This window comes from Fibrobacter succinogenes (assembly GCF_902779965.1).
Classification (GTDB): Bacteria; Fibrobacterota; Fibrobacteria; order Fibrobacterales; family Fibrobacteraceae; genus Fibrobacter; species Fibrobacter succinogenes_F.
In genome coordinates this window covers 210229-236726 of the sequence record NZ_CACZDK010000004.1, presented here as the reverse complement: position 1 = coordinate 236726, position 26498 = coordinate 210229, and the positions used below count along the sequence as shown (strand labels likewise).

At 47.9% G+C, this 26498-nt stretch carries 24 protein-coding genes; 15 read left to right on the top strand and 9 right to left on the bottom strand.

Annotation, left to right across the window (positions count from 1 at the left end; all coding sequences use genetic code 11):
- Positions 1-38 precede the first annotated feature (38 nt).
- Positions 39-917, bottom strand: coding sequence for a glycoside hydrolase family 11 protein (locus HUF13_RS03465; RefSeq protein ID WP_173473825.1), 879 nt, complete (start codon positions 915-917; stop codon positions 39-41).
- A gap of 31 nt (positions 918-948) precedes the next feature.
- Positions 949-2607, bottom strand: a complete 1659-nt coding sequence (locus HUF13_RS03460) for an FISUMP domain-containing protein (protein ID WP_173473824.1) — start codon at positions 2605-2607, stop codon at positions 949-951.
- 220 nt (positions 2608-2827) lie between these two features.
- Between HUF13_RS03460 and HUF13_RS03455 the strand changes: the two genes are divergently transcribed.
- The 3 genes from HUF13_RS03455 to HUF13_RS03445 all read left to right on the top strand — a co-directional run bounded on the left by HUF13_RS03455 (position 2828) and on the right by HUF13_RS03445 (position 5757).
- On the top strand, positions 2828-3661 hold the full coding sequence (locus HUF13_RS03455) for a TIGR02147 family protein (RefSeq protein ID WP_173473823.1): 834 nt from the start codon (positions 2828-2830) through the stop codon (positions 3659-3661).
- Positions 3648-4469, top strand: coding sequence for a hypothetical protein (locus tag HUF13_RS03450; protein ID WP_173473822.1), 822 nt, complete (start codon positions 3648-3650; stop codon positions 4467-4469). The genes HUF13_RS03455 and HUF13_RS03450 overlap by 14 nt, the downstream gene beginning before the upstream one ends.
- Positions 4470-4629: 160 nt before the next feature.
- Positions 4630-5757: a hypothetical protein gene (locus HUF13_RS03445; protein WP_173473821.1), complete on the top strand. Its 1128-nt coding sequence runs from the start codon at positions 4630-4632 to the stop codon at positions 5755-5757.
- Positions 5758-5839: 82 nt separating this feature from the next.
- Here the strand turns inward: HUF13_RS03445 and HUF13_RS03440 are convergent, their stop codons facing one another.
- Both HUF13_RS03440 and HUF13_RS03435 read right to left on the bottom strand, forming a co-directional pair.
- Positions 5840-6280, bottom strand: a complete 441-nt coding sequence (locus HUF13_RS03440; protein ID WP_173473820.1) for a hypothetical protein — start codon at positions 6278-6280, stop codon at positions 5840-5842.
- Between the two features lie 77 nt (positions 6281-6357).
- Entirely contained in the window at positions 6358-7347 is a 990-nt protein-coding gene (locus HUF13_RS03435) for a hypothetical protein (RefSeq protein ID WP_173473819.1), read from the bottom strand.
- A gap of 497 nt (positions 7348-7844) precedes the next feature.
- Here HUF13_RS03435 and HUF13_RS03430 point away from each other — a divergent pair, with 497 nt between their 5' ends.
- Genes HUF13_RS03430 through HUF13_RS03410 form a run of 5 tightly spaced genes read left to right on the top strand, consistent with a single transcriptional unit; the run spans position 7845 to position 12674 of the window.
- The gene (locus HUF13_RS03430) at positions 7845-9680 is read left to right on the top strand and encodes a type II secretion system protein GspD (RefSeq protein WP_173473818.1); all 1836 of its coding nucleotides are present in this window, start codon (positions 7845-7847) and stop codon (positions 9678-9680) included.
- The gene (locus HUF13_RS03425; protein ID WP_173473817.1) at positions 9677-10987 is read left to right on the top strand and encodes a hypothetical protein; all 1311 of its coding nucleotides are present in this window, start codon (positions 9677-9679) and stop codon (positions 10985-10987) included. The genes HUF13_RS03430 and HUF13_RS03425 overlap by 4 nt, the downstream gene beginning before the upstream one ends.
- Positions 10932-11972 carry a hypothetical protein gene (locus HUF13_RS03420; RefSeq protein WP_173473816.1) on the top strand — a complete coding sequence of 347 codons (1041 nt, stop codon included), beginning with the start codon at positions 10932-10934 and terminating at the stop codon, positions 11970-11972. Before HUF13_RS03425 ends, HUF13_RS03420 begins: the two co-directional genes overlap by 56 nt.
- The gene (locus HUF13_RS03415; RefSeq protein WP_173473815.1) at positions 11969-12325 is read left to right on the top strand and encodes a type II secretion system protein J; all 357 of its coding nucleotides are present in this window, start codon (positions 11969-11971) and stop codon (positions 12323-12325) included. The genes HUF13_RS03420 and HUF13_RS03415 overlap by 4 nt, the downstream gene beginning before the upstream one ends.
- 22 nt (positions 12326-12347) lie before the next feature.
- Entirely contained in the window at positions 12348-12674 is a 327-nt protein-coding gene (locus HUF13_RS03410) for a prepilin-type N-terminal cleavage/methylation domain-containing protein (RefSeq protein ID WP_173473814.1), read from the top strand.
- 182 nt (positions 12675-12856) lie between these two features.
- Here HUF13_RS03410 and HUF13_RS03405 read toward each other — a convergent pair whose 3' ends face one another.
- Positions 12857-14410 (bottom strand): glycosyltransferase, encoded by a 1554-nt coding sequence (locus tag HUF13_RS03405; protein WP_173473813.1) that lies wholly within the window; start codon positions 14408-14410, stop codon positions 12857-12859.
- Between the two features lie 154 nt (positions 14411-14564).
- On the opposite strand from HUF13_RS03405, the gene HUF13_RS03400 reads away from it, so the two are divergent.
- From HUF13_RS03400 to HUF13_RS17235, 5 genes are all read left to right on the top strand, one after another.
- Positions 14565-15113 (top strand): sulfurtransferase TusA family protein, encoded by a 549-nt coding sequence (locus tag HUF13_RS03400; RefSeq protein WP_173473812.1) that lies wholly within the window; start codon positions 14565-14567, stop codon positions 15111-15113.
- Between the two features lie 9 nt (positions 15114-15122).
- Positions 15123-15713 carry a hypothetical protein gene (locus HUF13_RS03395; RefSeq protein WP_173473811.1) on the top strand — a complete coding sequence of 197 codons (591 nt, stop codon included), beginning with the start codon at positions 15123-15125 and terminating at the stop codon, positions 15711-15713.
- A 2-nt stretch (positions 15714-15715) separates the two neighbouring features.
- Positions 15716-16057, top strand: a complete 342-nt coding sequence (locus tag HUF13_RS03390; RefSeq protein WP_173389056.1) for a hypothetical protein — start codon at positions 15716-15718, stop codon at positions 16055-16057.
- Positions 16058-16280: 223 nt separating this feature from the next.
- On the top strand, positions 16281-18188 hold the full coding sequence (locus HUF13_RS03385) for a SulP family inorganic anion transporter (protein WP_173473810.1): 1908 nt from the start codon (positions 16281-16283) through the stop codon (positions 18186-18188).
- Between the two features lie 192 nt (positions 18189-18380).
- Positions 18381-18512 carry a hypothetical protein gene (locus HUF13_RS17235; RefSeq protein ID WP_304038767.1) on the top strand — a complete coding sequence of 44 codons (132 nt, stop codon included), beginning with the start codon at positions 18381-18383 and terminating at the stop codon, positions 18510-18512.
- 89 nt (positions 18513-18601) lie between these two features.
- On the opposite strand, the gene HUF13_RS03380 is transcribed toward HUF13_RS17235, so the two are convergent.
- From HUF13_RS03380 to dnaG, 4 genes are all read right to left on the bottom strand, one after another.
- Positions 18602-19096 (bottom strand): hypothetical protein, encoded by a 495-nt coding sequence (locus HUF13_RS03380; RefSeq protein WP_173473809.1) that lies wholly within the window; start codon positions 19094-19096, stop codon positions 18602-18604.
- Positions 19097-19373: 277 nt separating this feature from the next.
- On the bottom strand, positions 19374-20429 hold the full coding sequence (locus HUF13_RS03375) for a SufD family Fe-S cluster assembly protein (RefSeq protein ID WP_173473808.1): 1056 nt from the start codon (positions 20427-20429) through the stop codon (positions 19374-19376).
- Positions 20430-20444: 15 nt separating this feature from the next.
- Entirely contained in the window at positions 20445-21194 is a 750-nt protein-coding gene (sufC, locus tag HUF13_RS03370; RefSeq protein WP_173473807.1) for a Fe-S cluster assembly ATPase SufC, read from the bottom strand.
- A gap of 31 nt (positions 21195-21225) precedes the next feature.
- Positions 21226-23469, bottom strand: a complete 2244-nt coding sequence (gene dnaG / locus HUF13_RS03365) for a DNA primase (RefSeq protein WP_173473806.1) — start codon at positions 23467-23469, stop codon at positions 21226-21228.
- 399 nt (positions 23470-23868) lie between these two features.
- Between dnaG and HUF13_RS03360 the strand changes: the two genes are divergently transcribed.
- Together HUF13_RS03360 and HUF13_RS03355 are read left to right on the top strand one after the other, a co-directional pair.
- Positions 23869-24984 carry a fibrobacter succinogenes major paralogous domain-containing protein gene (locus HUF13_RS03360; RefSeq protein WP_173473805.1) on the top strand — a complete coding sequence of 372 codons (1116 nt, stop codon included), beginning with the start codon at positions 23869-23871 and terminating at the stop codon, positions 24982-24984.
- A 380-nt stretch (positions 24985-25364) separates the two neighbouring features.
- Positions 25365-26399: an Rpn family recombination-promoting nuclease/putative transposase gene (locus HUF13_RS03355; RefSeq protein WP_173473804.1), complete on the top strand. Its 1035-nt coding sequence runs from the start codon at positions 25365-25367 to the stop codon at positions 26397-26399.
- The last annotated feature ends 99 nt before the right edge of the window (positions 26400-26498 follow it).

Genomic DNA, 26498 nt, shown 5'->3' with positions numbered 1-26498 from the left:
GCCTTGGCTCAGTCAAGGCAATCCATGTTTTTGCAAAATTACCGCTTCTTTACGGTCTTGATGGCGGGGCTGAACTTCTGTTCGCCGGTGCCGAGGTAGCGGCCCTGCATATCGAACACGCGGGCGTTGCCCTTTAGGAGCGGCAGGCTGGCGCGTTTTAAAATGGGGGTCGTTCCGCCCGAACTGTCTGCTGTTTCGGTGATGTTGAAATAGTCTATAGTGAGATAGCTGGTGTAACCCTTTCCCTTAGATCCTTCCACAAGCGCCATGACATCGGTTATCTTGCCCATCTTGAGTCCGAGTTCTTCCCACTTCTTGAAGTGGGCGGTAATGTCGATGTACCCGCTATCGCGCTTGGTGCGTCGAATGCTGAAATACTGTTTGAACGACATGTCGCCCTGGACTCTCGGTTCCTTGTTGGCGGTGTTCTGCCAGATGTCGTAGGTGTCGCCATCGACAGTGAATTCGCCCATCCTGGTTCCGAAGGCTGTTGTGTCGGCGTCTTCATAGAACCAGTAGTCTACGATGTAGAATTCAGTTTTCGGCTCGGTGGTGTTGCCCTGGATGCCGACCAGATAAAAGTCTGTGCCGAAGCCGCCGCCTTTTGTTTTGAACTTGTAGTCCGCCGCAAAGTTGCCATGCTGGTCGAAGTTTTTGGGCTCGTCAAACTTGGGCCCGAAACGCACGATAGCGTCCGCACCCTTGGAGTAAACTTTGTAGCCGCCATCATCGTAGCACGTCAAAGACGCTGTGTAGCCATCGCGCCAGACTTCGTAACTGTAGTTTGTACTGTCTATCGTACCTGAGGCGTAGTTTTCACCCTCCGCGGGCCATGCGTTAGGGCACCTATTCGCATATGCGTTTGCAGCCAAGCCCATGGTGAGGGCGATTCCTAAACCAAATATTTTCCTCTTCATGTTGTCAATATATATTTTTAGAATGTATATCCTAATCCTTTATGCAACGGACGGGGAGGAGTTGGCCGTTTTCTCGAGGATCAACTTGGCTTTCGATGTGTGAGTAGGTGTCCGAAATTCGGATATATTTTCTCGAATCGAGCCAGAAAAATCCATAAGTTACTCCGTTTTGGTCCCAACCATACGGATCAATGTTATTTATCGATAAGATAGACAGTCCAAACTCGTCAGAAGCCATGCGTTCACCCGTCAAACGAGCAAATAGCTTCGGTAAATATTCAGTTGCTTCGTCGTATGGCATTTCGGTCCATTTGAAGACGTCTTCATCTTTGGGCAAGTGCCAACCGTTGGGGCAGGCTTTGGCGGCAGCGTCCACATCGTAAAAACGTCCGTAATTGCAGCCGATTTTTCGAGAGCATAAGCTGTGTTTTTCCAGAAGAGAATCGTTTTCGTCGTAGTAGTTGATATTTTCTGCCATCCAGACTTGATTCTCGTAGACGACTGTCCTGTATTTTTTGCCGTCTCGCGGATCTTCCATGGAGCCATATTTAATGCTATCGTTGAAGAAGTATTCTTGCGGCAGTTTGCCGACTTGGTTGTCTTTGGATAAATACCAATTGCCTTCGTAGCAAATGTAGTACTGCTTGGGGAATGAATCGCTGGGGAAACGCGTGTTGTTTTCGGTGCATTCTTTGTCGTGTGTTTCTGTTTGCATGGCTGTCAGAACGACCCAACTACTGTAGGTCCAGCCTACGGAACAGATATAATCCCTGCCTTTGTCTTTGCATACTAGGGTGTTGGATGGGCAACTGTATGTTTTGTACAATTTTGCGTTTTGGGAATTGCATACGGGGAGTTGTCCGCAATATCTCCATAAATTTCTTAAAATCAGCATCGCATCTTGATACGTATAACTGTTTGTTATTTGATACCATGGAGATGTTTGTTCATTGAATTTTGTCAAATTTTCAGTTGAAACGTTTTCATAGGCACGGCATCTGTATTCGTAATCAAAAGTTTCACCTTTTGAAAACGCTTCGATAAACTCGGTTCTTGTTTTGAATGTGGCGTCGTCTACAGGAATCAATAGGGATAATGCTGTGCCGATTGAAGCTGAATGTAATAAAGTTGTTTGTAAAAGTGTGTCGATGGAAAAAACGGAATAAAGTTTTAGTTTTGCAGTATTCAACGCTTGAGCGTAATCAAGACCTTGCTTTACAAGAGAGTCCACCACGAATTGGGTCAGTTGTTTGACAACACATTCTGGGTCTTCGTAGTTTTCGTATGGAGGGTTCATTTCGTTGTCGTCGATGCAACCGTATGGCACGGGAATCGCTGTATTGGAAATGCTTGCTATAGAACTGCTCGAATTGCTAGATGTTGTAGGTGCAGAACTAGATGATGTGGCGCTAGATGAAAGTGTTGAACTGGACAATTGTGCGGAAGATGAATTTGCGGAAATTTTTACTTCAGATGACGATGACTGTGTTACTTCAGATGAAGAAGACTGCTGCAACTCTGCGGATGATTCCGGCGATTCAGAAGATGAACTTTGATTCAATTCGAACGATGTCGGGGGAGTGGCATTGACGGGTTCGCAGCCGTTGTCCGCGGTGCAGCTTGCAAGGAGCATCGCAAAAACGAGCCCAGTTAACGTGCTGAACTTAAAATGGTTCTTTAGGTAAATCATTAATCCCCCTTTGATATGGTTAATATATCAAATGAATGTGGAATTTGTTTGAATAAAAATGAGGGCTTGAAATTTATGGTTGTTCTATATGCAACAGGGTGTAGTATATAGAAATTTTTTGTGAACTATTTTATAAAAATCTTTGAAATTTTTAAAATTTCTGCACTTTTGTAGCATAAAATACTTGACTTTTCTAAAAATTGGTTTTATATTTTGGAGTATGAAGCCGATTGTTGAATATACCGATTTCCGCATGTTCATGCGAGACTTTTATGAAGATCGCAAGCTGCGCTCTGCGTTTTCTTGGCGAGAGTTCTCCAAGAACGCCGGGTTCAGTTCGCCTTCGTACATGAAGGTTGTTTGCGATGGCAAAAGCAAGCTGAGCAAAATCGGTGTGGAACGCACGGGCATGGCTATGGGACTTACGGGCTTCGAAATGGATTATTTCAGGGCGATGGTCAAGTTCGGCCAGGCCGAAAAGGAAGAAAAGAAAAAGGCCGCCTACGAAGAAATGCTCGCCATTGCGAAGGTCTATAAAGTCCGCACGCTCGAAGGGGAGTTGTTCCAGTATTATGATACGTGGCGTAACTCGGTGATAAGGGAGCTTGCTCCGATTATGCCGGGTGCGACTCCGGGCGAAATGGCGAAAATGTGCTATCCGGAAGTTTCTGCGCAAGAAGTTCGCGATTCTCTTGATTTCCTCACGAAAGCGGGCCTGCTAAAGAAGGAGGCGGGCAACTTTGTGCAATCGGAAACTTCGGTGAAAGGCTCGACGGATGCAACGAGGCTTGCCTTGCGCGGAATGCACCGCCAAATGTCTAAATTGGCGACTCCTGCCTTGGAACTCCCGAAAGAAGAACGTAATTTTAGTGGAGTGACCATGGGACTTTCGCGCGAATCGTTCGGCAAAATTGGGTGCGTGCTGGATGAATGCCGCCGTCAGATTATTGCTATTGCTGCTGAAGAAAAGAATATTGAACAGGTTTATAGACTTAATTTGCAATTGTTCCCGTTGACCAAGAATGTTAAGGAGAACGAAAATGAAAAAGTATAGTTTGTCTGCGCTGATTGCTTTTGCAATGTTGCTTTGTGTGAGCCTTTTTGCCGGATGCTCCGATTCTACCGCTATGGGCACTTCCGAAGAAGGGAATGAAGTTGCAGAAAAGGTTTCTTCGAGTTCGAATGTCGCATCAAGTTCAAGCGGTGATTCTAAAGAATTGCATATAAAATCATGTAGTTCGCGTGCAGTTTCGAGTAGCTCCAAAAATCCGGGTACTTATGCGCCGGAAGTCGGAAGTAGTTCTAGTGATGATAAACTCGCCAATGAGGGCGCTGCTAAACCAAATTCCTTGAAGTATTATTTGAGCTTGCTTAATTTAAAATCGGATGCGTTTGACAATGCCGTTCTGTCTACAAAGCGTGATTACCATGGAGATGGTGACAGTGAAAGGCCGGATGCCAAAGTTTCGGAATTTGATGGCCCTTGGCCGCACAAGGTTGTAAAGCAGAATGTCGTTGTTTTGGAAAAGTTATTCCCGACGGCGGTCGATGATTATTCCGATATTATCACTGCGATAAAGGACGAAACTTTAGATAAAAAGTGTGGGCTTTATACGTTCAACGTGTATGGCGATGGAGCTTCGGCGGCCTTTATTGTGGCAAGCATCGCTAAGGATACGATTAAGGTTTTGGATATTCCGGCGGGCAAATGCAATTCTATATCTACAAATGAAATGTCCAGATTCCTTTTTTACTACTGTGGCGAACTTGATAGCTATCCTGAAATTGTACATGTCCCTGTAGAAAATAGTTTGTCTGTTAAATGCTCTGTGCTTAATAGTGAAATCGAATGGGTGAAGTAAAATAAGAATTAGGTTTTTGGAATTAGGAATTAGAATTTCGAAAAAATGATTTGAAAAATGTCTCCCTGAAGCAAGGCTGAATAGCTGTCGTGATAGGGGCTATGAAACTCTTTACTCGTGTAAAGGGCTTAGTGAAATTTTATTTATAAAGGAGAAAAATATGAATAAGAAAATAACTAAAATGTTGTGCGGCTTTGCCGTTACGTCGCTTACCGCTTTTGCTGTCGTAGCCTGTGATAACGAATCTCTTAGCGGTCCCGACTTCAATAGCAGCAATTCTTCATTGGCCGAAAGTTCTTCCGCATTGACCGAAAGCTCTTCCGCATTGGCCGAAAGCTCTTCTTCGTTGGCTGAAAGTTCTTCCGCGTTGGTTGAAAGTTCTTCGTCCGAGGTGCTGCCCAGCTCTAGTTCCGCTGGAGTTTGTGCTAATATAACCACTACAAAATGCATGACGGGTTGCGATGCGTCGGTGACTCCTGAAATGGAGGACTGTGAAACTGGTGTCATGTTTGTTTGCAAAAATGGAACATGGTATACAAAGTTTTCTAAGGATGAAAAGTATGCGCCCAAATGCGACGATGGCTTGAGCAGTTCCTCTGTAATTAAGCCGCCTAGCTCTTCTTCGGCGAAGGTGCAGTCGAGCTCTTCAAAGGCGCTTGAAACTTGCAAGCACATTTCCGATTACGATGGCATGACCGCTCAAGGCAATTGCGTGAATCAGAATGGAATTTCGGCTGTGGACTGCGTGACTGGCGACAACTACCAATGCAAAGACAACAACTGGGAAAAAGTTTCATGCTTGAATATCAAGCCGGACGAATGCAAACCGGGCATGGGTGGATGTGGTTATCGCCTATGCCAGCCGAATGGCATCAAGGAAATTGCCGACTGCGAAAATGGAGTCATCTATGTTTGCAATGGTGAAATGTGGGAAGTCAAGAAGACCGAAGAAAATCAGCATTGCGCTCGCGGCGAATTGGAATATTGCGATGCCTGCTTTGAAGAAGGTAAATTTGAAGGCCGTTACAAGTGCGAAGGTGGAAAATGGAGAAAGTATGGCATGGGCGACGAAATTTGCGTGCACATCTCTGATGTACGATGCGAACCGGGAATGGTCGGCTGTGGTGCCTGCGATCCGATTTACGAGGGCTCGCGTGCTGAAGACTGCGTGACTGGGTTTACTTATGGTTGTCATAATGGATTTTGGACTGAAGTATCTGTGCAGCCGCCAGTGCCTTGTGGTGCGGATGGTACTACAAATTGTGTTGTACGAGATCTCGTAGACTAACAAAACTGAAAAACGATGCTGAAAAAAATCCATTGGACGAGTGAGACGCTCAATGGATTTTTTTTTGTTGAGGTTGGAGTAGCTATATCTTTGGGCCTTTGGGGAGGGGACCGTGTTCACCTGGGCGGGGAACGTCAAATGGCGAATTTTCGGGCCTGAGTTTTTCCTGTTCTAGGGGGCCTTTTTCGCGAGGGCCTTTCTCTTTGTTAATCAGGTTGTCTCGGTTTTGAGGGCTATTCCAGTTTTCGTTGTTCTTTGCTTTTTGCTGGAAAAATTCTTCTTGAACGCCCTTGACTTCTTTGGCATTTGCCTTGATGTCCGATAAAATTTGCTGCCTGGCTTGCTTGCGTTCTTCGCGTAAACGTTGCCAATCTTCTTTTTGTTTTTGCCCAAGGTCGGGGGCGCTTTGTGTAATTTCTGTCTTTTCTACAGGTGTCGCGATATCGGATTCCGGCTGCGCGAGCGGAACCGTCACGAATGCCGAGCCGGTCAAAAATGCGATGATTTTACTTGTATTTTTCATAGCGTTAACCTTGAAAAGACTCGGAAAAGATAGGCGACGGAATTTCCCCGTCGCCCTTTGATCGAAATTAACGATTCTTATTCAGCTTTTGCAACGGTCTTTTCTTCTTTTGCAGATTCTTTTTCAGCTTTCTGTGCTTCGAGTTCGGCTTTTTTGGCTTCCATTTCGGCCTTGCGAGCTTCGCGTTCCGCCTTCATGGCTTCTTCACGTTCTGCGCGCTGAGCTTCCATTTCAGCTCTCTTAGCTTCCATTTCTGCCTTGCGAGCTTCGCGTTCAGCCTTCAATGCTTCTTCACGTTCTGCGCGCTGTGCTTCGCGTTCGGCCTTCAGAGCTTCTTCACGTTCTGCGCGCTGAGCTTCCATTTCAGCTCTCTTGGCTTCCATCTCAGCCTTGCGGGCTTCGCGTTCGGCCTTCAGAGCTTCTTCACGTTCGGCACGCTGAGCTTCCATTTCAGCTCTCTTGGCTTCCATTTCTGCCTTGTGGGCTTCGCGTTCGGCCTTCAGAGCTTCTTCACGTTCGGCACGCTGAGCTTCCATTTCAGCTCTCTTGGCTTCCATCTCAGCCTTGCGGGCTTCGCGTTCAGCCTTCATGGCTTCTTCACGTTCAGCACGCTTTGCTTCTTCTTCAGCTCTCTTGGCTTCCATCTCGGCCTTGCGGGCTTCGTGTTCAGCCTTCATGGCTTCTTCACGTTCAGCACGCTTTGCTTCTTCTTCGGCTTTCTTGGCTTCATGTTCTGCGTGTCTTGCTGCAATTTCTGCTTCATGAGCTTCGCGTTCAGCCTGGAGTTCCTCTTCCGTCTTCGGAGTCGGCGGTTCGATTTCCGGCTTTGGCGGCTTTATGGCAATATCGTCCTTGTCGAGCTTGATTTTGTCCAAAAGTTCCTTGCGAGCTTCCTTGCTTTCGTCACGCAATTTTTCGAAATCGCTCTTGTCGATGACTTCAGTCGAAATTTCAGAGGAGATTTCGGCTTTGACACGCTTCATGTCAGAGAAATTGTTCCTTGCAGACGCCGTTGCGAAAAAGGCGAGCGTCGAAAGTGTGAGAATAGCAATGAATTTTGATTTCATGATTAATCCTTCCTTAATTAAAGTTGTTTTTTCATTCCTTTGCCCTAATGAGAGCAATAACCATGCCAAAATTTTTAAAGGTGGCGAATTTGCTTGAAAAACGCAAATTTTATTTTGAAAAACCAAAATAGAGTCTTGAAAACTGATGAAAAAACGAGGTGATTTGCCTCACTGGGGAGCAAAGTTCCGATTTTTTTTAGCCAACTAATCCATCATCTGTTGCCTAATTTTCACTAGATCCTTCGACTTCGCTCAGGATGACACTTCTTAACCACGGTCTACTTCCTACTATTTACTAACCACTAATCATAGCCTACTAATTGCAATCCACTGTCTACTGTCTACTAATTACTATCTACTCCTTTGCCATAAATTTTTATATCTTTAAATCACTGTTGATTATATCGTTCCTTTAATCCTTTAATTTTATCCCGGGCAGGGGCCGCAATTATTCACAGGCTGGTGAAACGCGGGCATGCGCATTTTAGGAGAAGCGTATGCTTCTGAGGATTCTGGGAATTTTCCTTACATTGTTTTTTGCCGTTGAGGCGCTGGCGGTTTCACCGACGATGCTGCGTTCGGAACGTGTTCGTTCGCTGGATTCGCCGGGCTCGGTGAGTCTCGATTTTGCCGATGTTCCTTTGGCTGATGTGGCGCGAACGCTTTCGCTTGCTTATGGCACGTCGATTTTGACGGATGATGCGGGCGATGTTCGCGTGACGTTTCATCTGGAGGGGGTGAGCCTTTTTGAAGGGCTTACGGCGTTGTGTGCAGCGAATGGGCTCCATGTGGTGCAAGTGGGGCGTGTTTACCATATTCGGCGGGCGCGAGTGCCGGGCGGGACGATTGCGCTTACGGATTCCGGCGTGGTGGTTGATGTCAAGAACATGAATGTGCGTGAGTTTGTACGAGAATTTGGCTTGAATACGGGTGTGAACGTGTTGGCGGATTACGATGTGGATGGAGTTGTTTCGGGAAATCTAGCGAAGATGGCGCCGGAAATGGCGTTCCAGGCGTTGATGGAATCAAATGGGTACAAGGTGCGCGGCGATCGAGGGTGCTTGCGGGTTTTACGGAAAAAGTCGGGCGCGTCGCGGAATGGTTCTGGGGCCGAGAATTTTTTGAAAAATGCTGCGACGGGTGGTGGCTTTGAAAATGCGCCGGGTGGGGTGCGCGATGGTTCTGAAATTTTGGTGGAACGAGCGGGGAACTTTTATTCGGTGGATTTGCAATCGATTCCGCTGAAGGTTGCGCTCAAGGCTATTGCCGATGAGGCCGGACTCAATTTTGCTGTGTATGGCGATTTGAACGAGACCGTGCAAATGTCGTTTAGGGATGTTTCGCTGCCGGAACTTTTGACATCGCTTTTTCGCGGGAGTGCGTTTACATTCCGTTTGGATTCAACGTCGCTTCTGGTTTCGGAAGAGGGGGCTGCAAAGGCGCTTGCCGATATGCGCGTTTATCCGTTAAAACATGTGTCGCCGGAAAAAGCGATGGCGCAACTTACAAAATTTATGAAGGGGACTAGTATCAATGTTTCGGAATATCGGGAGCAGAATGCGCTTGTGCTGGGCGGGTCGTTACGTGCGATTGAACGGACGGAAGATTTTTTGAAGATGATTGATGTGCCGCAAATGCAGGTGATGCTTGCGTGTGTGATTGTGGAATTTCGTAAGGGGCGCGGCTTTGCAATTGGCGTGCGGAGCGGTGCTGCGCGGAATGTGGGGGAGCGCGAAATACAAGTGCGCGGGTTCTTTGACTTTTTAGGCAAGGACATTTCGAAGTCGGGCGCGTTCGGCAAAATTGGAATTTTGCCGGATCGATTCGAACTGGAACTTTCGTCGATGGAAGAAAATAATGAAGCGAAAGTTTTGGCGCGCCCGCGCATCACAACGCTGAACGGCAACAAGGCGGAACTGAACGTGACGAATACGGTCTATTACCTTGTGAGTCAAGTTTCTGCAGATGGTTACCCGATTACAGATTACCGCTCTTTTAACGATGGCATTTCGCTAGAGCTTACGCCTACGATGACGCAAGATGGATTGATTACGCTTTCTGTGGCGCCTGAAATCAAGACGGCGGGCAGGAGCAGCGGCGATGGCCCGCGTGATATCAGCTCGCGCAACATGAAGACGACAGTTGTGCTGCGCGATGGCGAGACACTTTGCTTGGGCGGTCTTATTCGCAAAAGTAAAACGGAAGTGAGGCAGGCGGTGCCGTTCTTGGGGAGTATCCCTGTGCTCGGGCATCTGTTCAGTTACACGTCCGAAGAAGAGGACGAAAGCGAACTTGCCATATTCATCACGCCAAGTGTGGAGAAAACGGAATGATGGGGTGGACGAGGTGTGTCGCGCCTGTCGCGGCGCGGATGATGACGTGGGAGGTGACAACATCGTTTGATGGTACTCTCACGGGAACGGAATTGCGAAAGCGATTCGATGAAGATTTCGGAGATTTGTTCGGAGTGCGCGAAGATGAATCTCGTGAGACTCTTGATACGGGCGTGCGCGTGAACCGAGTATTCTTTTGGCCGCTTGTTTCTTTTAATGCATCCGATGGCCGCAAACATCGTTATCTTGTGTCGATTGCGAATGAACCGCTTGTGTGTTATCGTAAAAAGTTTGACCGTTGCTTGCCTCGACAGATTGCGCTTTTTGCCGTTGCCGATAAATTGCTTAGAGGCGAGCCTCTGAACGCTATTTTTGTGGGCGATGTTGCGGAATGTGGTTTAAAAGATAAAGTGAATGAGGGTGTTGCGGAATGTTCGGTTGCTGAAATTTGTGTAGAGGAAAATGTCGCAAACGATGGAAATTTAATGCTCATTGCGCTTTGGAAAAATGTCTTGTATATCCTTGTTTTTATGAATGGCCGTTTATGCCATTGGTCCGAAGAATTTGGGTATGGCGATTGTTTTGACGAACGAATTGCGGAACGAGTGCGGCGGTTTAAAGAGTTCTTGAAGGCGGATGAATTGTTTGCTAGTGCTGGGGCGTTCGGCGAAGTTTTTGTCTGTGGCGATAATGTTCCTGATATGGAAATTTTGTTCCAGATTGCAGCGAAAGATTCGTTTTGGCGCGACCTTGATTTAGATGAATCGGAATCGATGAAGCCTTGTGAAAAAAGAAGGTGGACAATGTGCGCTTTGATGCTGTTGACTTTGGGGGTGTCGTTTGCGTTTTTCTCGGATGATTCTTGGGTAATGAGAAACGTGCGGGAATGGTGTGGTGATGTGGTTCCTGTAAAAGATGTGGCGCCTGTTGAATTGTCGTTGCCTGCGGAGCGTGATTTAGAAAAGTTGGCGTGGGCAGAGGGCCATCGCGATTTGCTCCCTGCAAAATGGACTCATGGACGGGAGGGCTTTATGCATGATGAAACTTTTGGAAACCAGCGAAGATTGCGCCGTGCTTGTGACTCGTTGGATTTCAAGTTGCTTGGAATTGTCGGTGGGCGTGTGGCGCTTATGAAAACGGCTGCGGGCGAAACGAAAACGCTTTCTGTCGGAGATTCGCTTTTGAAATACTGCGTGAAGGAAATTGGTCGAAATGAAATTGTACTGCGTTGTGGGCGTAAGGAGGTGCGTTATGAGATTGAATTGCCAAATGTCTCATCAATTGTCTCGGCGATTAGCGCGCGGTAACGCTTTACCGCTTGTACTTGGTGTGTTGCTTGTGCTTTCGATTTTAGTGACGGCGATGCTCCGCTTGCCGGGACCGCTACGCCGGACGGTTGCGCTTGTTGCAAACGAAACGCAAGAGATGTATTTGGCGGAATCGGCGGTGATTGCGAAGCTGGATGGCTTCCCGGATGGCTATTTTGCGGAACTTCCGACGATTGAATCTCGCGTGCTTGGACCATGGACGGAGTGGCGGACAAGTGTGCTAACGAATAGGGAGTGTGTGCGGCAATTTGATGGAGGTGTGCAAAAATTCCAATTTCTTTTAGGCAATGAATTCGGGCGTTATTCTACGTCGGAATGGGCGCGTTGTGCAATCACGTTGGAGCAAAATTTGAAAGAGCGCATTTTGCAATCGGAAGGTCTCAAGTTGCTTTCGGGAAATCGCCGATTTTTTAAGCTCGATTCAACTTTGATGGGGCGCGGTTCTTCGGTGGCAATGAATGTGAGTGCTGGCGATTTGACGCTAGATCTTGGTGGTGCGGGCGCCTTTGGAAAAAATGGAGACCGTGTTTCTGTGCGTTCGTTTATGGCTAATGTCGAGGGCGATGTTAAAATACACGGGAATGTTCACTTTGATACGCTTCGAATTTATGCAACGGGAAATGTGCTGCTGCAAGGATTGGTGAGTGCTGATTTCGTTGAAATCTTCGGACTTGCTGGCGTGAGAGTTTCGGGCGATGTCTCGCTTGTGGGACTTCTTTTGTCGAAACAGAACGTGGAAATTTCGGATCATGCGAAAATGAAGTTCCCTAGTGTCGCTTTAGCTGTGGGGTATCGCGGAAATCGTTTGGCGTTGCTTGAAAAATCAGTGTTTGAAGGTGCTGCGCTTGCGCCGTCTGGCGTTGTGGACCGAGATTCATCTGCGGTGCTTCTTGATTCGGCAAAAGCTTTGTTGCCGTTTTGCATGGAATCTCGGCCTGTTGTGTTTGCACGGAGGCGCTTATGATGCAAACTCGTCATGGCTTTACTTTGCCCGAAGTTTGTGTGGCGTTAGCCGTTTTCTTTATCGGAACGACAGCGCTTCTTGGCGCTTGGAATTTTTTCAATCGCGAAGTGGCTGACGAGCGGATGCGTTTGGAACGGTTCGAAAAGGCGCTTTTAACTATGGAATCGCTGATTGCGGAACGTCCCAACTGCATGGATTCTCTAATCGGTGCACTCTCGCTAAATGTTTCGCATTCCCCAAAATTGCCGGTGGTTTCGGTTCGCTTAAAGCGGGTTCCTGGCAGCCCGCATTTAGCATGGGCGGTTGTGGTGTGCGATGGCTTTTCACTCAAACGTTTGGTGCGGTGCCGGTGAGCTGGAGGAATTCTTATTTGCGATGAAGATATTTCTGTCAATTAAAAAATTTCGAAAAGGCTTTACGCTCTTGGAAATGCTTGTTGCTATGACTGTTGCCGTAATCCTTACGACCGTCTCGTTGAACGTCTATTCAATGTTTCATCACGGAACGGCAGTTGCTTTGGACAACTACGTTCGTTTTGCAACTGAGTGCATTGATGACTTGCGCTGCCGCACCCGCTTTGTTCGCGGCCTCCCGCCATGCGATACAGCCTCGCGCGAATCTCGATCATATCAAGAATTTCGCAACTTTCAAACGCTTCGCAATTCCCGCGCATCCCGCGATGATATTCTCACGCGTTTCTAGAAATAACTGGATGCCTTGTTCTTCGAACTCGGCATGACGGCGATTGGCGCGACATCTAGCCTTGCGTCCGCGGCTTTCTCAACCAACAAAAAAGTCCCGCTTTTTGCGGGACCTCTTGAATTGCTTTAGCTTCTAGTCTTACAATCTGCGGCTTCTCGTCGCATGTTGTAGTAAACTATAGTCTAGTTCGTTGCTTGTTCTTCGACGCATTCGGAGCGCTTGAGTGCTCTGCGAACTTCGAAAATGTTGCTGATGTAATGCATAAAGCTAAGCACGCTCACCGAGAGGAAGCCGATTGCATAAAGGGCAAGGAACGGTCCGATGATGTACTTGCTGGCGTTGATGTATTCGAGCAAACCGAAAATGCAGTAGATGCCAACGATAAGTTCAAGGAGCGCCATCCACGGGAATTTCTGTGCGTAGTGGCTCTTGGCCTTTTTCTTTGAGCCACCGCTCTTCGGGGTGCGGACAAAGCTACCCTTGGTGCCAAGAACAGCGGCGAACACAGCGCGGGAGTTGCTGACTGCAATGCCTACGCCAAGTGCCATCAAGATGGGGAGCGAAAGCAAGCGGATCTTCCAACCTGTATAGCCGGAGCAACGCTGGGCGACAAAGTAAAGAACGGAAGGAGCGATAGCTGCTGCAAAGATGAAAGCGAAACCGACAGTGTAGGCCCAAGTGGGGAGATGGCCGACCGGTTCAAAGAAGGCGAGCAGCGGCCAAGCGCAAAGGGCGGTGAACAACATGCAGGGGTGGATCGAGTAGTGCGTCGTGTGGAGGATGGCGGCCAACTTTACGCGGAACGGAACCTTGGAACGGAGCACCTTCGGCAAAATCTTGATGGCCGTCTGAATGGAGCCCTTTGCCCAGCGGAACTGCTGTGCCTTGAATGCGTTAATGTCGTTCGGAATTTCAGCCGGAACAATCACGTCGAACACGAACTTCATCTTCCAACCAGCGAGCTGAGAACGGTAAGAAAGGTCCATGTCTTCGGTGAGCGTATCGCCTTCCCAGCCGCCACCGCCGTAAATGGCTTCCTTACGCCATACGCCTGCGGTACCGTTGAAGTTCATAAAGAGCTTGCCCCAGCTACGTGCGGACTGTTCAATCACAAAGTGACCGTCAATACCGATGGACTGGGCGAGAGTAAGACCGGATTCGGTGCGGTTCAAGTGGCCCCAGCGTCCTTGGACGAGACCGATTTCCTTGTCCATGACGAGGTAGGGAACCGTCTTCAGGAGGAAGTCTTTTTCAGGAACGAAGTCGGCATCGAAGATGGCGAGGAATTCACCCTTTGCAACTGCCATGCCTTCCTTGAGGGCGCCTGCCTTGAAGTCCTTGCGGTTTGTGCGGTGGATGAGCTTGATGTCGTAACCACGGGCCGCGAGTTCAGCAACTTTCTTCTTGGTGACTTCGTAGCATTCGTCCGTGGAGTCATCCAAGACTTGGATTTCGTGCTTGTCTTTGGGGTAGTCAATGGCGCAGACGGCTTCGAGGAGTCGTTCAACGCAGTTGGCTTCGTTAAAAACCGGGAGTTGTGTCGTAACCTGTGGCAGGTCGGCCATGGAGTGTTCGCGGTAATACTTCAAGATGGCCTTGCGGTCTGAAAGACGCGTCTTGCGGCTGTTCTTGAGGAACAGATAGATGCTGTAGTAGCAGCTAAACCCGTAAATCACCAGTCCCACGCCTGCGATAACGTAGACGACAAACATTGCGTATAGTAGTATTGTACTCATTCTACTGTATACCTTTGCATTTATTGATGCTTGGGGCCAAATATAGAAACGCGATGTGAACTTTGCTACATTTTAAAGGAAATTTGGCCCAATTTTTGCTTCCCGAAGTATTATTTTACATTGGATTGAAAACCCTATTTTACATTGGCTTTTTATGGAAAAAAACGAAGGTATACGAAACAAAAATTTACTATCACCGGTTGTTCGCTGGATGGAAGCGAACCGTGGAACCGAAGGTTTTACAGAATCTTTACGTAAATTGTTGATGTATGCTTGCGTGGAATGGATCCGTCGCGGGACTTCTGCGCTTTTGACCCCCGAAGAGGCCATTTCGAAGATCGTTTGCTGTGCGCTCCCTGAGTTTCCGGTGGGGGAATGGTCCGAAAATCCCGAAAAGTACATGGACGAAATCGCCGATTTTTGTGAAAAGGTGAAAATTTTGCCTTTACCGCCTGCTCTCCAAGGCGAAATTCCGTCTGTTTTGGACCTTCGCGGGGTAAAATGCCCCCTCAATGCCGCCCGCTCGCGAATTGTTATGTCGGGATATCCGGCAGGTCGGACGCTAAAAATCCTGCTCGATGAAGGTTCTCCTATTGAAAATGTGCCCGGATCGCTCATTGCCGATGGTCATAAAGTGCTTTTTCGCGAAAAAAAAGACAATTATTGGGAAATCTCAGTGGTCAAAACGGAATCTAAAGTATAGATTGTTTATGTGGAAAATAGAGTATTAGTTATTGGCGATGAATTGTTCGGCCCCAAGGGCGAAGCGGCGAACCGTTTTGTAGAGGCTGTGCTTTGCTGGGAACCGAGTCGCCCAATACAGTTTTCCTTGAATGTGCCTATCGCGGTATCGCTATCGCAACTCAAGGCGCGCCTTTCTTCGGATGTTATCGGAAAAAATGCAGGCCGCATTATTGTAGGGCTTGGGCTCCGTGAATTGAACCAGGGCGGCGCCGACGGTGCTTCTGTCGCCAATATTTTGCTGCTTTTGGTGAATGAACTGGTAAACAAGACGCAATCGCGCCTGTTTTTGCTCACGATTCCAAGCGAAATGTTCCCAATTGCGGTCAATGAAGTCGAATTTTTAAATACGTCCATCCGAGAAATCATCAAAATGAACGAAAATCGCATCGTTTTGCTCGATTTTGCAAAATATGCCGAGGAGTTCAAGGAAAAACAGATGGCGCGTGGTAAGTTCGGACGCAGTTTGTTCATGGAAAATGGCGAAGCAACATCGCTTTGTTGCATGCTTTTGGCGCTGTATTTGCAAGAAAAACTTGTAGAAGATTTAAAGGAGATGTAATTATGGGTCTTTTTGACAATCGTTTTGCTAGTAAAAATGCGGCAATGAGCCGTGCTTTCTCCATTGATTCCGAAAAGGACAAGCAAAAACGTAATTCTGTTCGTGAGCCTGCTGCACCCAAGATGGGAATTTGTGACAAATGCCATAAAGAAGCGTTGCTTCGCACTTATCGCTCCCGTGAAATGTCTATGTCTGACGGAGCCGCTAGTTTTGGGACGGTAGTAAAGCACCTCTGCGAAGATTGCGCTCCGCGCTCCAAGCGTTTCGAAGACACGAACGTTCCTGCGATGGACAAGAAGCAAGTCAAGAACTTGATGCGCTCTGCGAAGAAAGGACTTTTATAGTGGTTAGTGGTTAGTGGCTAGTGGTTAGTGGCTAGTGGTTAGTGATTAGTGATTAGTGGTTAGTGGCTAGGATTTATAATCGCGGCGAAGCCGCCCTGCTTACTAACCACTGTTTACTGTCTACTCTATAGTAAACAATATTTTATAAATAAATCTTACTCCCCTTAACGAAATTGAAGTAAATTCCTAAATTTGGGTCTCGAATTTAATAGGGAGACCTTAAATGTCAGATATTCGCGCCAAAGAATCTGTTAAACAATATCTGGATGGCGTCGTTTCGACAATTACCCCAGAAATCGTCCGTTCTTTCAAGCGTGGTTACACCCGCAAGGACTTCACTAGCGATTTAATGTCTGGCTTGATTGTTGGCATTTTGGCGCTCCCCTTGGCGATTGCGTTTGCTATTGCATCTGGCGTTGGTCCGGAACAAGGTCTTTACACCGCCATTATCGCGGGCTTTATCATTTCGCTTTTGGGCGGTTCCCGCTTCCAGATTGGTGGCCCGACGGGCGCCTTTATCGTGATTGTTTACGGCATTGTGAGCCAGTATGGATACGATGGCCTTGCTTCGGCAACTCTCTTAGCCGGTATTTTCCTCGTCATTTTCGGTCTTGCTAAATTCGGTGCGATTATCAAGTTCATTCCGTATCCGGTGACGATTGGTTTTACGGCGGGTATCGCTATTATTATTGCCCTTGGCCAGGTGCCGAACTTTTTTGGCCTTACGTTTGCGGGCGCTGACCCGGCTGATGCCGTGGGCAAAATCAAGCTTTATGTTTCTTCGTTCGGCTCGATGAATATTTACTCTGTAATCGTGGGTGTAATCGCTCTTGCTGTTTGCATCCTTTGGCCGAAGATTACTACAAAAGTTCCAGGTTCCCTTATTGCAATTATTGTCGCAACGGTTATGGTAAAGGTTTTGGGTTGGGACGATCCGGTGAATGGTCACGGGGTGGTGACCATTGGCATGAAGAATCACATCCCGAGCGGTTTCCCGGTTCCGCACCTCCCGAACATTAGCCTTGAAATGATGCAGAAGGTGTTCCAGCCGGCACTCACGATTGCCATGCTTGGCGCTATCGAATCGCTCCTCTCTGCTGTGGTGGCTGATGGTATGACGAGTACAAAGCACCGCTCCAACACGGAACTTTTTGGCCAGGGTGTCGCTAACATTTTGAGCCCGATTTTTGGCGGTATTCCGGCTACGGGCGCTATCGCTCGTACAGCAACGAACATTCGTAACGGCGCTGTGAGCCCGATTTCTGGTCTTGTTCATGCAGTCGTTCTCTTGCTTATTATGCTCGTGCTTGGCAAGTATGCCGAAATGATCCCGATGGCAGCCCTTGCCGCTGTGCTTTTCCAGGTCGCTTTCAATATGTGCGGTTACCGCAGTGTGATCAAGATGTTCAAGGCTCCGAAGAGCGATGTGACGGTGATGCTTGTCGCATTCTTCCTCACGGTGATTATCGACCTTACGGTTGCTATCGAAGTGGGCGTGCTCCTTGCCGCAGTGCTTTTCATCAAGCGCATGAGCGATGTGGCCGAAGTGGAATCGGTGACTTCTGCTTTGAAGGAAGATGACGAAGAAGCCGCTCACAACGAGCTTTCGCGCCAGGTACCGAAGGGCGTTGTTGTTTACGAACTTGCCGGTTCGCTCTTCTTTGGCGCTGTAGACAAGTTCAAGGAAACGATGAACCGCATTTCGGAAAAGCCAAAGATTTTGATTTTGCGCATGCGTAGTGTTTCGAGCATTGATGCCGCTGGTATCAATATGATCGAAGACTTGCTTAATCGTTGCAACCGCGAAGGCACTCAGTTGCTCCTTAGCGGCGTTCATGCCCAGCCGGTGGTGGCTTTGACGCGTGCCGGCGTGCTCAAGCAGCTCGGCGAAGAAAATGCTCTCGGTAACATCGATGCGGCTTTGAACCGCGCCCGTGAACTTTTGGGCCTCCCGATTGTGGATACCTCGCACGAAGATGTGCAAGCTCCGACGGTCTCTTGGGAAAAGAACCTTGACAAGCCGTGGATGCCGGAAGAATCGAACGCTGCAATCGCTGAAGAAACGCCGGAAGTTATCGCTGAACGCATGATGGATGAACCCATCAAGAAGATTGAAGACGTTAAGAAATAATTGTTGTTAATGCGCGCGTCTGAATAAATCGCGTTGTCGTGTGATTTGCGTCCTAAAAATGCTCCTCATTAATGTGAGGAGCATTACTTTTGCTTTTTGTAATGTAAATAAAATTTAAAAAAACCTTTGATAGCTTATTGTATTATATTAACTTTACAATGTAGATTTAGTTCTACAAGAAACGAGAAAAGAATGGGTGGTGGAATGAAAAACTTTTATGTTCCGGAAGATAAGCCGGAACGAACCGCTTTCGATGATTTTGTGGTGAATTTCATCGTTGCCTTTAGTGGCACGACGCTGCTAATCCTATGTGGTTTTTTCTAGTTTTTATCTTTTTGTGTAAAAATCTTTTGACAATCCGCCGGGCTTCCGACGGATTTTTTTATTGTTGTACCATTTGCATGCAGATTTTTTTAGAAAAATGGACCGGCGCCGTAATATTTGCCAGCTGCTTTGCAAGATTCCATGTGTTTATCGAATAATTGCTTGCGAGACTTGTATTGGCTATTTTCATCTTTGAAATTGATGAATTCATCAGATTCTCCATAGTAAATACCATTCTTGCAATAATATGTAGTTACGAAATTTTGCCAAGTCTCTGTTTGGGGATGTTCTTCATCTGGTAGTGTATTCTGCGATCCTGGGTAAGAATTATAGCATCTCATTTCAAAACTCATACTGCCGCTTCTCTTTGATTTATAATGAGCTATGGCTCCAGTATCCGTTACAGTGACTTTGACATCGGATTCAGAGGTACCGTCTTCGTAATGACTGGACGTTGTATAAACCCATTCGTTGTCTGTTTCGGCAAAACTACAATTGTTCGAACCGGAATCGGTTGGCCAGCATGAAGTAAGGATAAAGCTCAAGGAAAAGACGAGAGCTATACCTATTTTAGTAGGATGCATATGGGCTCCTGTTTTAAAGTTTTGCTCTAATATAGAATTTTGTCTAAAACATATCATTTTACTACAAATAATTTACGTTTTTAGATGGGGAAATATTAAAAAAGAAAATGGCGACCGAAGCCGCCTTTTTTATTGTTTAGTTGTGCCTGTATCTTACAGGCCCTTTCGTCTCTCGTCTGTAGCGAGTTTGCGAGCGTTCTTTGTACAAGTACCAAATGCTAGGCTCAAAAATAGGCTTGCAAGCAATCCTGCTTCATTCGCCTTACGCATTTGTCGTCTAAAGACTGCTCATCAACCGCTTTTTCGCGGGGCTGTCCGGGAGCGGTAGGAATGTTTCTTGTGCAAACGAGCGCATGAGCATTTCCTGGGCGGCCTTTTTCGGGATGCCGCGGCTCACGAGGTAGAACATCTGTTCTGCATCGAGTTCGCCGACTGTGTTGCCGTGGGTGCATTCTACATCGTCATGATAAATCTTGAGGACGGGCTTCACGGAGACGCTAGCATCTTCGCTCAAGAGGATCGTGTTCACGAGCTGGCTCGAATTGACGCCTGTGCAGTCGTAACCGACGATGACGCTTCCGTCGTAGCTTACGCGTGCAGAACCAGAAAGCAGGTTGCGGGCAAGCTGGGTGCTTGTAGTGCGCGGGGCTTCGTGGTAAATTGTGAGGCGGCTGTGCTGCGAGGCTTCGCCATCAAGAACATGGAGGCTGCGGTAGTCAAAGTTAGCGCCTTCGCCTTTGAGGTGGCATTCGACGCTTACGCGGCCAATTGCGGTATCCTTGCAGATGCTCGAAAAGCGGACGTTGGCGCCTGCGGCCTGGTTGATGTTGAAGTGCCTAAAGCGGAGCGGCAAATCGCAAGCCGGGTTTGCAAAGAAAATTTCGACGTCAGCATTTTCTCCGACGTTGATGTCAAAACGCTCGGCAGCGATGTCGTGCGTGACCTTGTTGTCGAGAATTTCGAGGCTCACCTTGGCGCCTTTGCCGATGTCAAGGACGGTGTGCCCAAAGTCGTTGTTGCACTTGAGCATTGCCATTTCGGCTGCGCCGGGCACGATTTCGCGAATCATGGGGCGGGCTTGGTTTGCAATCGGGAGGAGGGCGGCGAAGTCGGTTTCTTGGGAGGCCGTGGCGGTCGCGGCATTTTCAGCCGGGGATGCTGGGGATGCTGCGGGGGATGCCGCAAAATTCGTGCCCATAAATTCCGGAGTCGGGATTTTGGCGACCGGGAAGAACGACCAAAGTTCGTTATTGCGCTTGGGCATGCCGAGTTCGCGGAGGCGTGCTATCGCCTGTTCCGCGGTGGGCAAGTTCTGTATAAATTCAGCGTTCATTATGCGTCCTCGACTTTACTTGGCTTCTTCAATCCAGTCGTAGCCTTGATCTTCGAGCTTGAGGGCGAGTTCCGGGCCGCCGCTCAAGATGATTTTGCCGTGACGGAGCACGTGAACGTAAGTGGGCTTGATGTAGTCCAGCAAGCGCTGGTAATGCGTCACAAGAATCACAGCCTTTTCGGGCGACATGATGTGATTGATGCCGTTTGCCACGATGCGGAGGGCGTCAATGTCGAGACCGGAGTCTGTTTCGTCGAGGAAGCTCACCTTCGGGTCGAGAATAGCCATCTGGAGGATTTCGTTGCGCTTCTTTTCGCCACCGCTCATGCCGTCGTTCACGCCGCGTTCACGATAGCGTTCGTCCATTTCGAGCAAGTTCATCTTTTCTTCGCAGAGCTTCTTGAAGTCTTCGTCGCTCATTTCGGGCTGGCCGAGGAAGGCGCGCTTGCTGTTGAGCGCCATCTTCAAGAATTCCACGTTGTTCACGCCCGGAATTTCGGTCGGGTACTGCGTGCTGATAAAGAGGCCAGAATTGGCGCGTTCGTTGATTTCCATTTCGAGCAAGTTCTTGCCGTCGAGTTCTATGGAACCGCCATCGACATGGTAGGCGGGGTGGCCTGCAATCACTTTGGAGAGCGTACTTTTGCCGGAGCCGTTCGGGCCCATGATGGCGTGGACTTCTCCCGGCTTGACCTCAAGATTGATCCCTTTCAGGATTTGGGTGCCGTCTTCAATACTTGCTTTAAGGTTCTTAATGGATAACATATTTCCTCTTTAATTTTAAAATCTTGTGGGCTTAGCCGAAATCGTCCATGGCTCCGAAGTCGTCGTCGGGGACGTAGGGTTCGTCATCAGGGACATAGGGTTCTTCGTTCGGATCGTACGGAGCTTCTTCGGGCGGTTCGCTGGATGCAAATTGCTCGTCGCCATCGAATGGAGGCGGGGCTTCCATCTCCGGGGGCATTTCGGGTTGTGCGAACTGTGTGGGCTGCACGGCGGGTGCTGCAAATTGCACGGCAGTCGGTGCGGTCGCGGCTTGAGGGGCTGCGTACTGCGGCGAACTTGGTTGTGCCGGGGTTGGTGCTGCAAATTGCGTGGGAGCCTGCGGCGAGAACTGTGCATTGTTGAACTGCGCGGTGTTCCCTCCGTTCATCGCAAGCTCGTTAATTTCAGTGTAAAGCTCGATGAGCGGTGTTTTGCTCTGGATAATCTGCTCGGCGAAAACGTCCGGCGTAATGGCGGAAAGCTTGCGCTTCTTGGAAATCGTTTGGATGCCCTGCGTGAACTTGTTCAACTGCATACGGAGACGCATGCCCGCTTCGGAATCCAGCGGAATGAGTTTTTTGTAGCGGTCACACAGATTAAGGGTGAGCACGGCAAGCGTGTCGTAAAATTCCAGAATCTCGTTCGGCGTTTTCCATGTTTCGTCGGGGAGCTGTTCCAAGAAAAGCTGCAACTGCGGCGAAAGCGATTCGTACAAGACTCTTGGCGAGAACGCGCCCGTTTCAGCGTACTGCGCGAGAATGGACTGGATAAATTCATCAATCAGCGGAGAATCGAAAATTTGGATTCCGCTGGCGGCAAAGTCCATGTCGAAATATTCTGCGGCGCGGTCGAGAAGGGTGGGGTTGCGATAAAGCAAATTTGCAAAGCGCACTTCAATCGGTGACAAGAGTTCCCACGGAACGTTTACTTGTGGTGCTGCGGGCTGTTCGGCAGTGGGCGCTTTTTCGCGTTTTGGGTGTGCCACCTTGATGCCCGCGAGCGAGCGCGTTGTGCTGTAACGCTCCGAAACAAGTTTCAAATATTGATTGCGGAGTTCCGGATTCTCGATACTCTTGATGAGCGTTTTCGCCTGCGTGATGAATGCGGCTCGGTCTTCGGGACTGTTGTTCGGCATGGTGCGCCCAAGATAGCTGAGCCAGTCTTCGGCGGTGCGGAGCGCTCTTCTGAAGGCGTCCGGGCCTTGTTCGTTTACGAAGTTGTCCGGGTCAATCTTGGTGCCGTCCGGTCGCGAAAGCGCAAAAACTTTTGGCGAAAGGCCTTTGGGCAGCACAATTTCGAGACTGCGGCGCGTGGCGTTTTGCCCGGCGGCGTCTCCGTCAAAAACAAGGTAAGCCGTTTTCGCATAGCGGGCGAGGATGCTTGCGTGATTCTCGGTCAACGCCGTACCCGAGGCGGCTACGACATTTTGCACGCCGCTTTGGTAAAGGCTGATGAGGTCAAAATATCCTTCGACGATAATGACCGCATTTTCCTTCATGATGGCGTTTCGGCTGTGATTCAACCCGAAGAGAATGTCTCGCTTGCTGTAAAGCGCCGTTTCCGGGCTGTTCATGTACTTGGCAAGCTTTATTCCGTTGTGCGATGCGGGGTCGCTCAAGTCTCGACCGCCAAACGCGACAACGACTCCCGAGAGGTTTTGGATGGCTATCATCAAGCGATCGCGGAACTTGTCTGCGATACCGCCGTTCTCTTTTTCGACGGCAAGTCCGGCCTTGACGCAGTCGCGAGGCGAAAAACCGTTGCGTGCGGCATAACCGATAAATCCTTCGCGCCCCGTCGGGGCGTAGCCGATGTGGAATTGCTTGCGAGTTTCGGGCGAAACGTGTCGCTTGTTCAAATACTCCAAAGCCTTGGGGCTTAATGTGAGCTGCTCTTCGAACCAGGCGCAGGCAAGCTCGTTAAGCTTGCGGACCATCGTGCGTTCTTCAAGAACTTCGGTATTGACATTGTTGCCGATGTTCGGGAGTGCAAAACCGACGAAGTTGGCGACCCATTCTACAGCGCCCTTGAAGTCCAATTTTTCATGTTCCTGGATGAACTTGAAAACATCACCACCAGCACCGCACGCAAAACACTTGTAAATGCCGAGTGTAGAATTTACGGTCATGGAAGGCGAGTGGTCATCGTGAAAAGGGCAAACGCCGACGTATCGATTAACACCGCTTTTTTTGAGCGGCAAGAACTGCTGAATGACCAGCGCGATATCCGCCTGGTTCTTGAGTTCTTGGATGATTTCGTCGGAGTAGAAAGGCATGCGCCAAATGTAGTAAATAGTGGTTGGTGACTAGTGGTTAGTGATTTGGGATATGCTGGCAGAAGGCTGTTGGCAGTAGGACAAATGCGTAAGTCGAGTGTCGCGACCATGCTTGCATGGGCATGACCGAGGCTAGCATTTGATACTTGAGCGAAGCGAGAGTATAAGTAGACAGTAGGCGGTAGAATGTGGCGCGGACGCGTCATCCATGGATTCAGTCATTCTCGATCTTGTCATCCTCGGAGCAACGCGGAGGGGATCCAGTGAAGTCTTGTCTTTGCGTTGTCATTCTGGCTTTATGCTGGAATCGCCTTTGTGGTTTCCTAGTCTATAGCTTTTCTCTATTACAAAAATTTATTCAATATATTTTTCTATTTTATCCATACAAAAGGAGTGCGAATGAGAAAGTTTGGAATGAATGACGTCATTGCGAGCGTAGCGAAGCAATCTTTGCTTGCTATTTTCCTGGCTATAGCCTTTGTCGCTTGTGGCGGCGACAGCGGTATTTCCGCGAATGACGATGATGTGTCGTCTTCTTCGAATAAAGCCTCATCGTCTTCTGTCATTCCCGCTTCAAGTAGCAGTTCTAGCCAAAAGATTGCCTCGTCGTCTTCGACTTTTCGCAATGACGTGAAGTCGTCATCCTCGAAGCGTAGCGAAGGGGATCCATCAAGTTCTAGTCAAAAGATTACTTCCTCATCGTCTGCAAAGATTGTTTCGTCGTCTTCTGTTGCTCCTGTATCGAGCTCAAGTAAAAAAGTGGAATCCTCCAGCAGCGAATATGTTCCGTTTGACCATTCCAAGACGCATGCTGCAGATTGGGAAATCGGTGAAAATCGTTATAAGACTTTTGTTGATCCTCGTAATGGGCGAAGCTATTATTACATCACTATTCCAGGGCGTGTCTTTAAAGAAATGGGTGCTAATGGTAAAGCCATTTGGACTGAGGATACTGTTACCGTCATGGCAGAAAATTTGAATATTGGTAAGATGGTTCTTGGCGAAAATGATCAGAATGATGATGGCGAAATAGAACGCTATTGCTATAATAATGATACTACAAAATGTGATGAATTTGGCGGACTTTACCAGTGGGCGGAGATGATGCAACTGCCGAGTCGTTGCAATACTGAAAGTTGTGCCGATTTAATACAAGAGAATCATCGAGGAATTTGCCCGGAAGGTTGGCGTTTGATGACTTGGGATGATTATAAAATTATAGAAAATGCAGATGGTAATGAAGAACGTGGTGTTGCAGGACTTCGTTCTGGATACCGCTTTAGTGGCTACAATACTACAGGTTTTTCCCTTGTTGGTGCAGGATTTCGAAAACCTGATGGAAAATTTGAATATTTGAATGAAAAAACAGCTTGGTTTCGCCCCGAGGAATATGAACAAGATTCTGCAATTCGTGCACATCATGGTCTTATAAGTATTTATGATTCCGCACCTCAAAAACAACATAGAGAATTGAAAGTTAATGGTTTCTCTGTTCGTTGTGTAAAACTCGAATAATTTCCCTTATAAAATATTAAGGCGGATTACATCCGCCTTCCTTGCACGTCATTGCACTGCGTGCATGACTTGTTCGCCTCGGAAATAGAAACATGCAAAAGTTTACAAGGCTAATCAAGCAGAAAACACTTGTGTTTTCTATTTGTTAGGCGCAGAACTGACGCTGTAAGCGTCAACCATGTTTCTGCATCGCTCGGCTCCTGCGTCATTCTAGCGTTCCCGCCGGACTTTTGCATATAGTGTTGTTAATTGTAAAAATTTCGGTCTAGTGAAAATTTTTCAGGACAAATTGCCCTAAAAAAGCGTGTTAATGTAATGGACGGAGAGCGGTTTTCTGTCTATGAACCCGACATTATCGGGTGTTTTAACACTGGAAAAATATGGAAAATAATATTGTGGTCGAAACAAAAAATGGCTATGGTGAAATGATTGGCGAGGCAAAGACTTTCGAAGAATACAAAGGAGCTGGAGTTTTCGCGGATCTTCTTCTCGACAGAACATTTAAGAAGGCTTTTAATCCCGACACGCAAAATAAGGTTTGCCTGATTGCGCTTTTGAACGCCGTACTTGAAGGCGAAATTGCATCACCGATTGTCGATGTGCAGTCCCGTAACAAGGAATACAGCGTCGGATCGAACGAAAATCGAACTTCTGTCTTTGACTTGCACTGTATTGATTCTGCTCAGCGTAGGTTCATCATCGAAGTGCAGATTCTTTTTCAGAAAAACATAGTCAATCGTTCGATTTATTACGCCTCGCAGACGATTGTTGCTCAGGGACAACGCGGTAAAAAGTACAATTACGAATTGAATCCTGTCGTTACGGTGGTATTCATGGAGTTTAACGTGTTTGCAGATGACCGCTACATCCGCCGTGCAAAGCTTCGAGAAATGAACGGAGCTAGTATCAGTGAAACGCTCAATTTTGCATTTGTAGAACTTCCTAAGTTCAACAAGCCTTTGGATGAGCTTGAAACAACGCTTGACAAGGCGCTTTACGCTCTCAAGAACATTAAAAACATGACGCAGATGCCCAAGCAGTATGTGAATACGGTTTTCGAGCTCTTGTTTTCGACAGCGAAATTGGCTAAATTATCGAAAGAGGAACAGAAGATGATCGACGAAGCACAGAAAGCCAAGTGGGATGAATACGCAATCCATAAAGCGGCTATTGATAGTGGCTTGCAACAAGGTATGGAAAAAGGTCTCAAAGAAGGTCTCGCACAAGGTCTCGCACAAGGTCTCGCAAAGGGTCTCGCAAAGGGTCTCGCAAAGGGTCTCGCAAAAGGTGCCAATCAAAAAGCTCGCGAAATAGCAAAGAAAATGCTGTTGAAAAACAAGCCTATTGAAGAAATTACTGATTTCACTGAGCTTTCCGAAGCTGATGTTCTCGCCATCAAGGCCGCTCTCGGTTAATCGTAAATTGATGAAGTTCTTTAGTTAAAAAGTCCGGCTTTCCCGCCGGACTTTTGCATAATCACTTTAAATCTAAGTTCTAAGTTCCGCCAACTAAGT

What these genes read in the sequence shown, in the direction of transcription:
- dnaG (WP_173473806.1), bottom strand. Translation starts at nt 23,469, where the DNA reads ATGCCTTTCTACTCCGACGAAATCATCCAAGAACTCAAGAACCAGGCG.
- HUF13_RS03400 (WP_173473812.1), top strand. Translation starts at nt 14,565, where the DNA reads ATGGAAAAAAACGAAGGTATACGAAACAAAAATTTACTATCACCGGTT.
- HUF13_RS03430 (WP_173473818.1), top strand. Translation starts at nt 7,845, where the DNA reads ATGCTTCTGAGGATTCTGGGAATTTTCCTTACATTGTTTTTTGCCGTT.
- HUF13_RS03415 (WP_173473815.1), top strand. Translation starts at nt 11,969, where the DNA reads ATGATGCAAACTCGTCATGGCTTTACTTTGCCCGAAGTTTGTGTGGCG.
- HUF13_RS17235 (WP_304038767.1), top strand. Translation starts at nt 18,381, where the DNA reads ATGGGTGGTGGAATGAAAAACTTTTATGTTCCGGAAGATAAGCCGGAA.
- HUF13_RS03445 (WP_173473821.1), top strand. Translation starts at nt 4,630, where the DNA reads ATGAATAAGAAAATAACTAAAATGTTGTGCGGCTTTGCCGTTACGTCG.
- HUF13_RS03405 (WP_173473813.1), bottom strand. Translation starts at nt 14,410, where the DNA reads ATGAGTACAATACTACTATACGCAATGTTTGTCGTCTACGTTATCGCA.
- HUF13_RS03425 (WP_173473817.1), top strand. Translation starts at nt 9,677, where the DNA reads ATGATGGGGTGGACGAGGTGTGTCGCGCCTGTCGCGGCGCGGATGATG.
- sufC (WP_173473807.1), bottom strand. Translation starts at nt 21,194, where the DNA reads ATGTTATCCATTAAGAACCTTAAAGCAAGTATTGAAGACGGCACCCAA.
- HUF13_RS03360 (WP_173473805.1), top strand. Translation starts at nt 23,869, where the DNA reads ATGAGAAAGTTTGGAATGAATGACGTCATTGCGAGCGTAGCGAAGCAA.
- HUF13_RS03440 (WP_173473820.1), bottom strand. Translation starts at nt 6,280, where the DNA reads ATGAAAAATACAAGTAAAATCATCGCATTTTTGACCGGCTCGGCATTC.
- HUF13_RS03455 (WP_173473823.1), top strand. Translation starts at nt 2,828, where the DNA reads ATGAAGCCGATTGTTGAATATACCGATTTCCGCATGTTCATGCGAGAC.
- HUF13_RS03390 (WP_173389056.1), top strand. Translation starts at nt 15,716, where the DNA reads ATGGGTCTTTTTGACAATCGTTTTGCTAGTAAAAATGCGGCAATGAGC.
- HUF13_RS03380 (WP_173473809.1), bottom strand. Translation starts at nt 19,096, where the DNA reads ATGCATCCTACTAAAATAGGTATAGCTCTCGTCTTTTCCTTGAGCTTT.
- HUF13_RS03450 (WP_173473822.1), top strand. Translation starts at nt 3,648, where the DNA reads ATGAAAAAGTATAGTTTGTCTGCGCTGATTGCTTTTGCAATGTTGCTT.
- HUF13_RS03355 (WP_173473804.1), top strand. Translation starts at nt 25,365, where the DNA reads ATGGAAAATAATATTGTGGTCGAAACAAAAAATGGCTATGGTGAAATG.
- HUF13_RS03385 (WP_173473810.1), top strand. Translation starts at nt 16,281, where the DNA reads ATGTCAGATATTCGCGCCAAAGAATCTGTTAAACAATATCTGGATGGC.
- HUF13_RS03375 (WP_173473808.1), bottom strand. Translation starts at nt 20,429, where the DNA reads ATGAACGCTGAATTTATACAGAACTTGCCCACCGCGGAACAGGCGATA.
- HUF13_RS03465 (WP_173473825.1), bottom strand. Translation starts at nt 917, where the DNA reads ATGAAGAGGAAAATATTTGGTTTAGGAATCGCCCTCACCATGGGCTTG.
- HUF13_RS03460 (WP_173473824.1), bottom strand. Translation starts at nt 2,607, where the DNA reads ATGATTTACCTAAAGAACCATTTTAAGTTCAGCACGTTAACTGGGCTC.
- HUF13_RS03435 (WP_173473819.1), bottom strand. Translation starts at nt 7,347, where the DNA reads ATGAAATCAAAATTCATTGCTATTCTCACACTTTCGACGCTCGCCTTT.
- HUF13_RS03410 (WP_173473814.1), top strand. Translation starts at nt 12,348, where the DNA reads ATGAAGATATTTCTGTCAATTAAAAAATTTCGAAAAGGCTTTACGCTC.
- HUF13_RS03420 (WP_173473816.1), top strand. Translation starts at nt 10,932, where the DNA reads ATGAGATTGAATTGCCAAATGTCTCATCAATTGTCTCGGCGATTAGCG.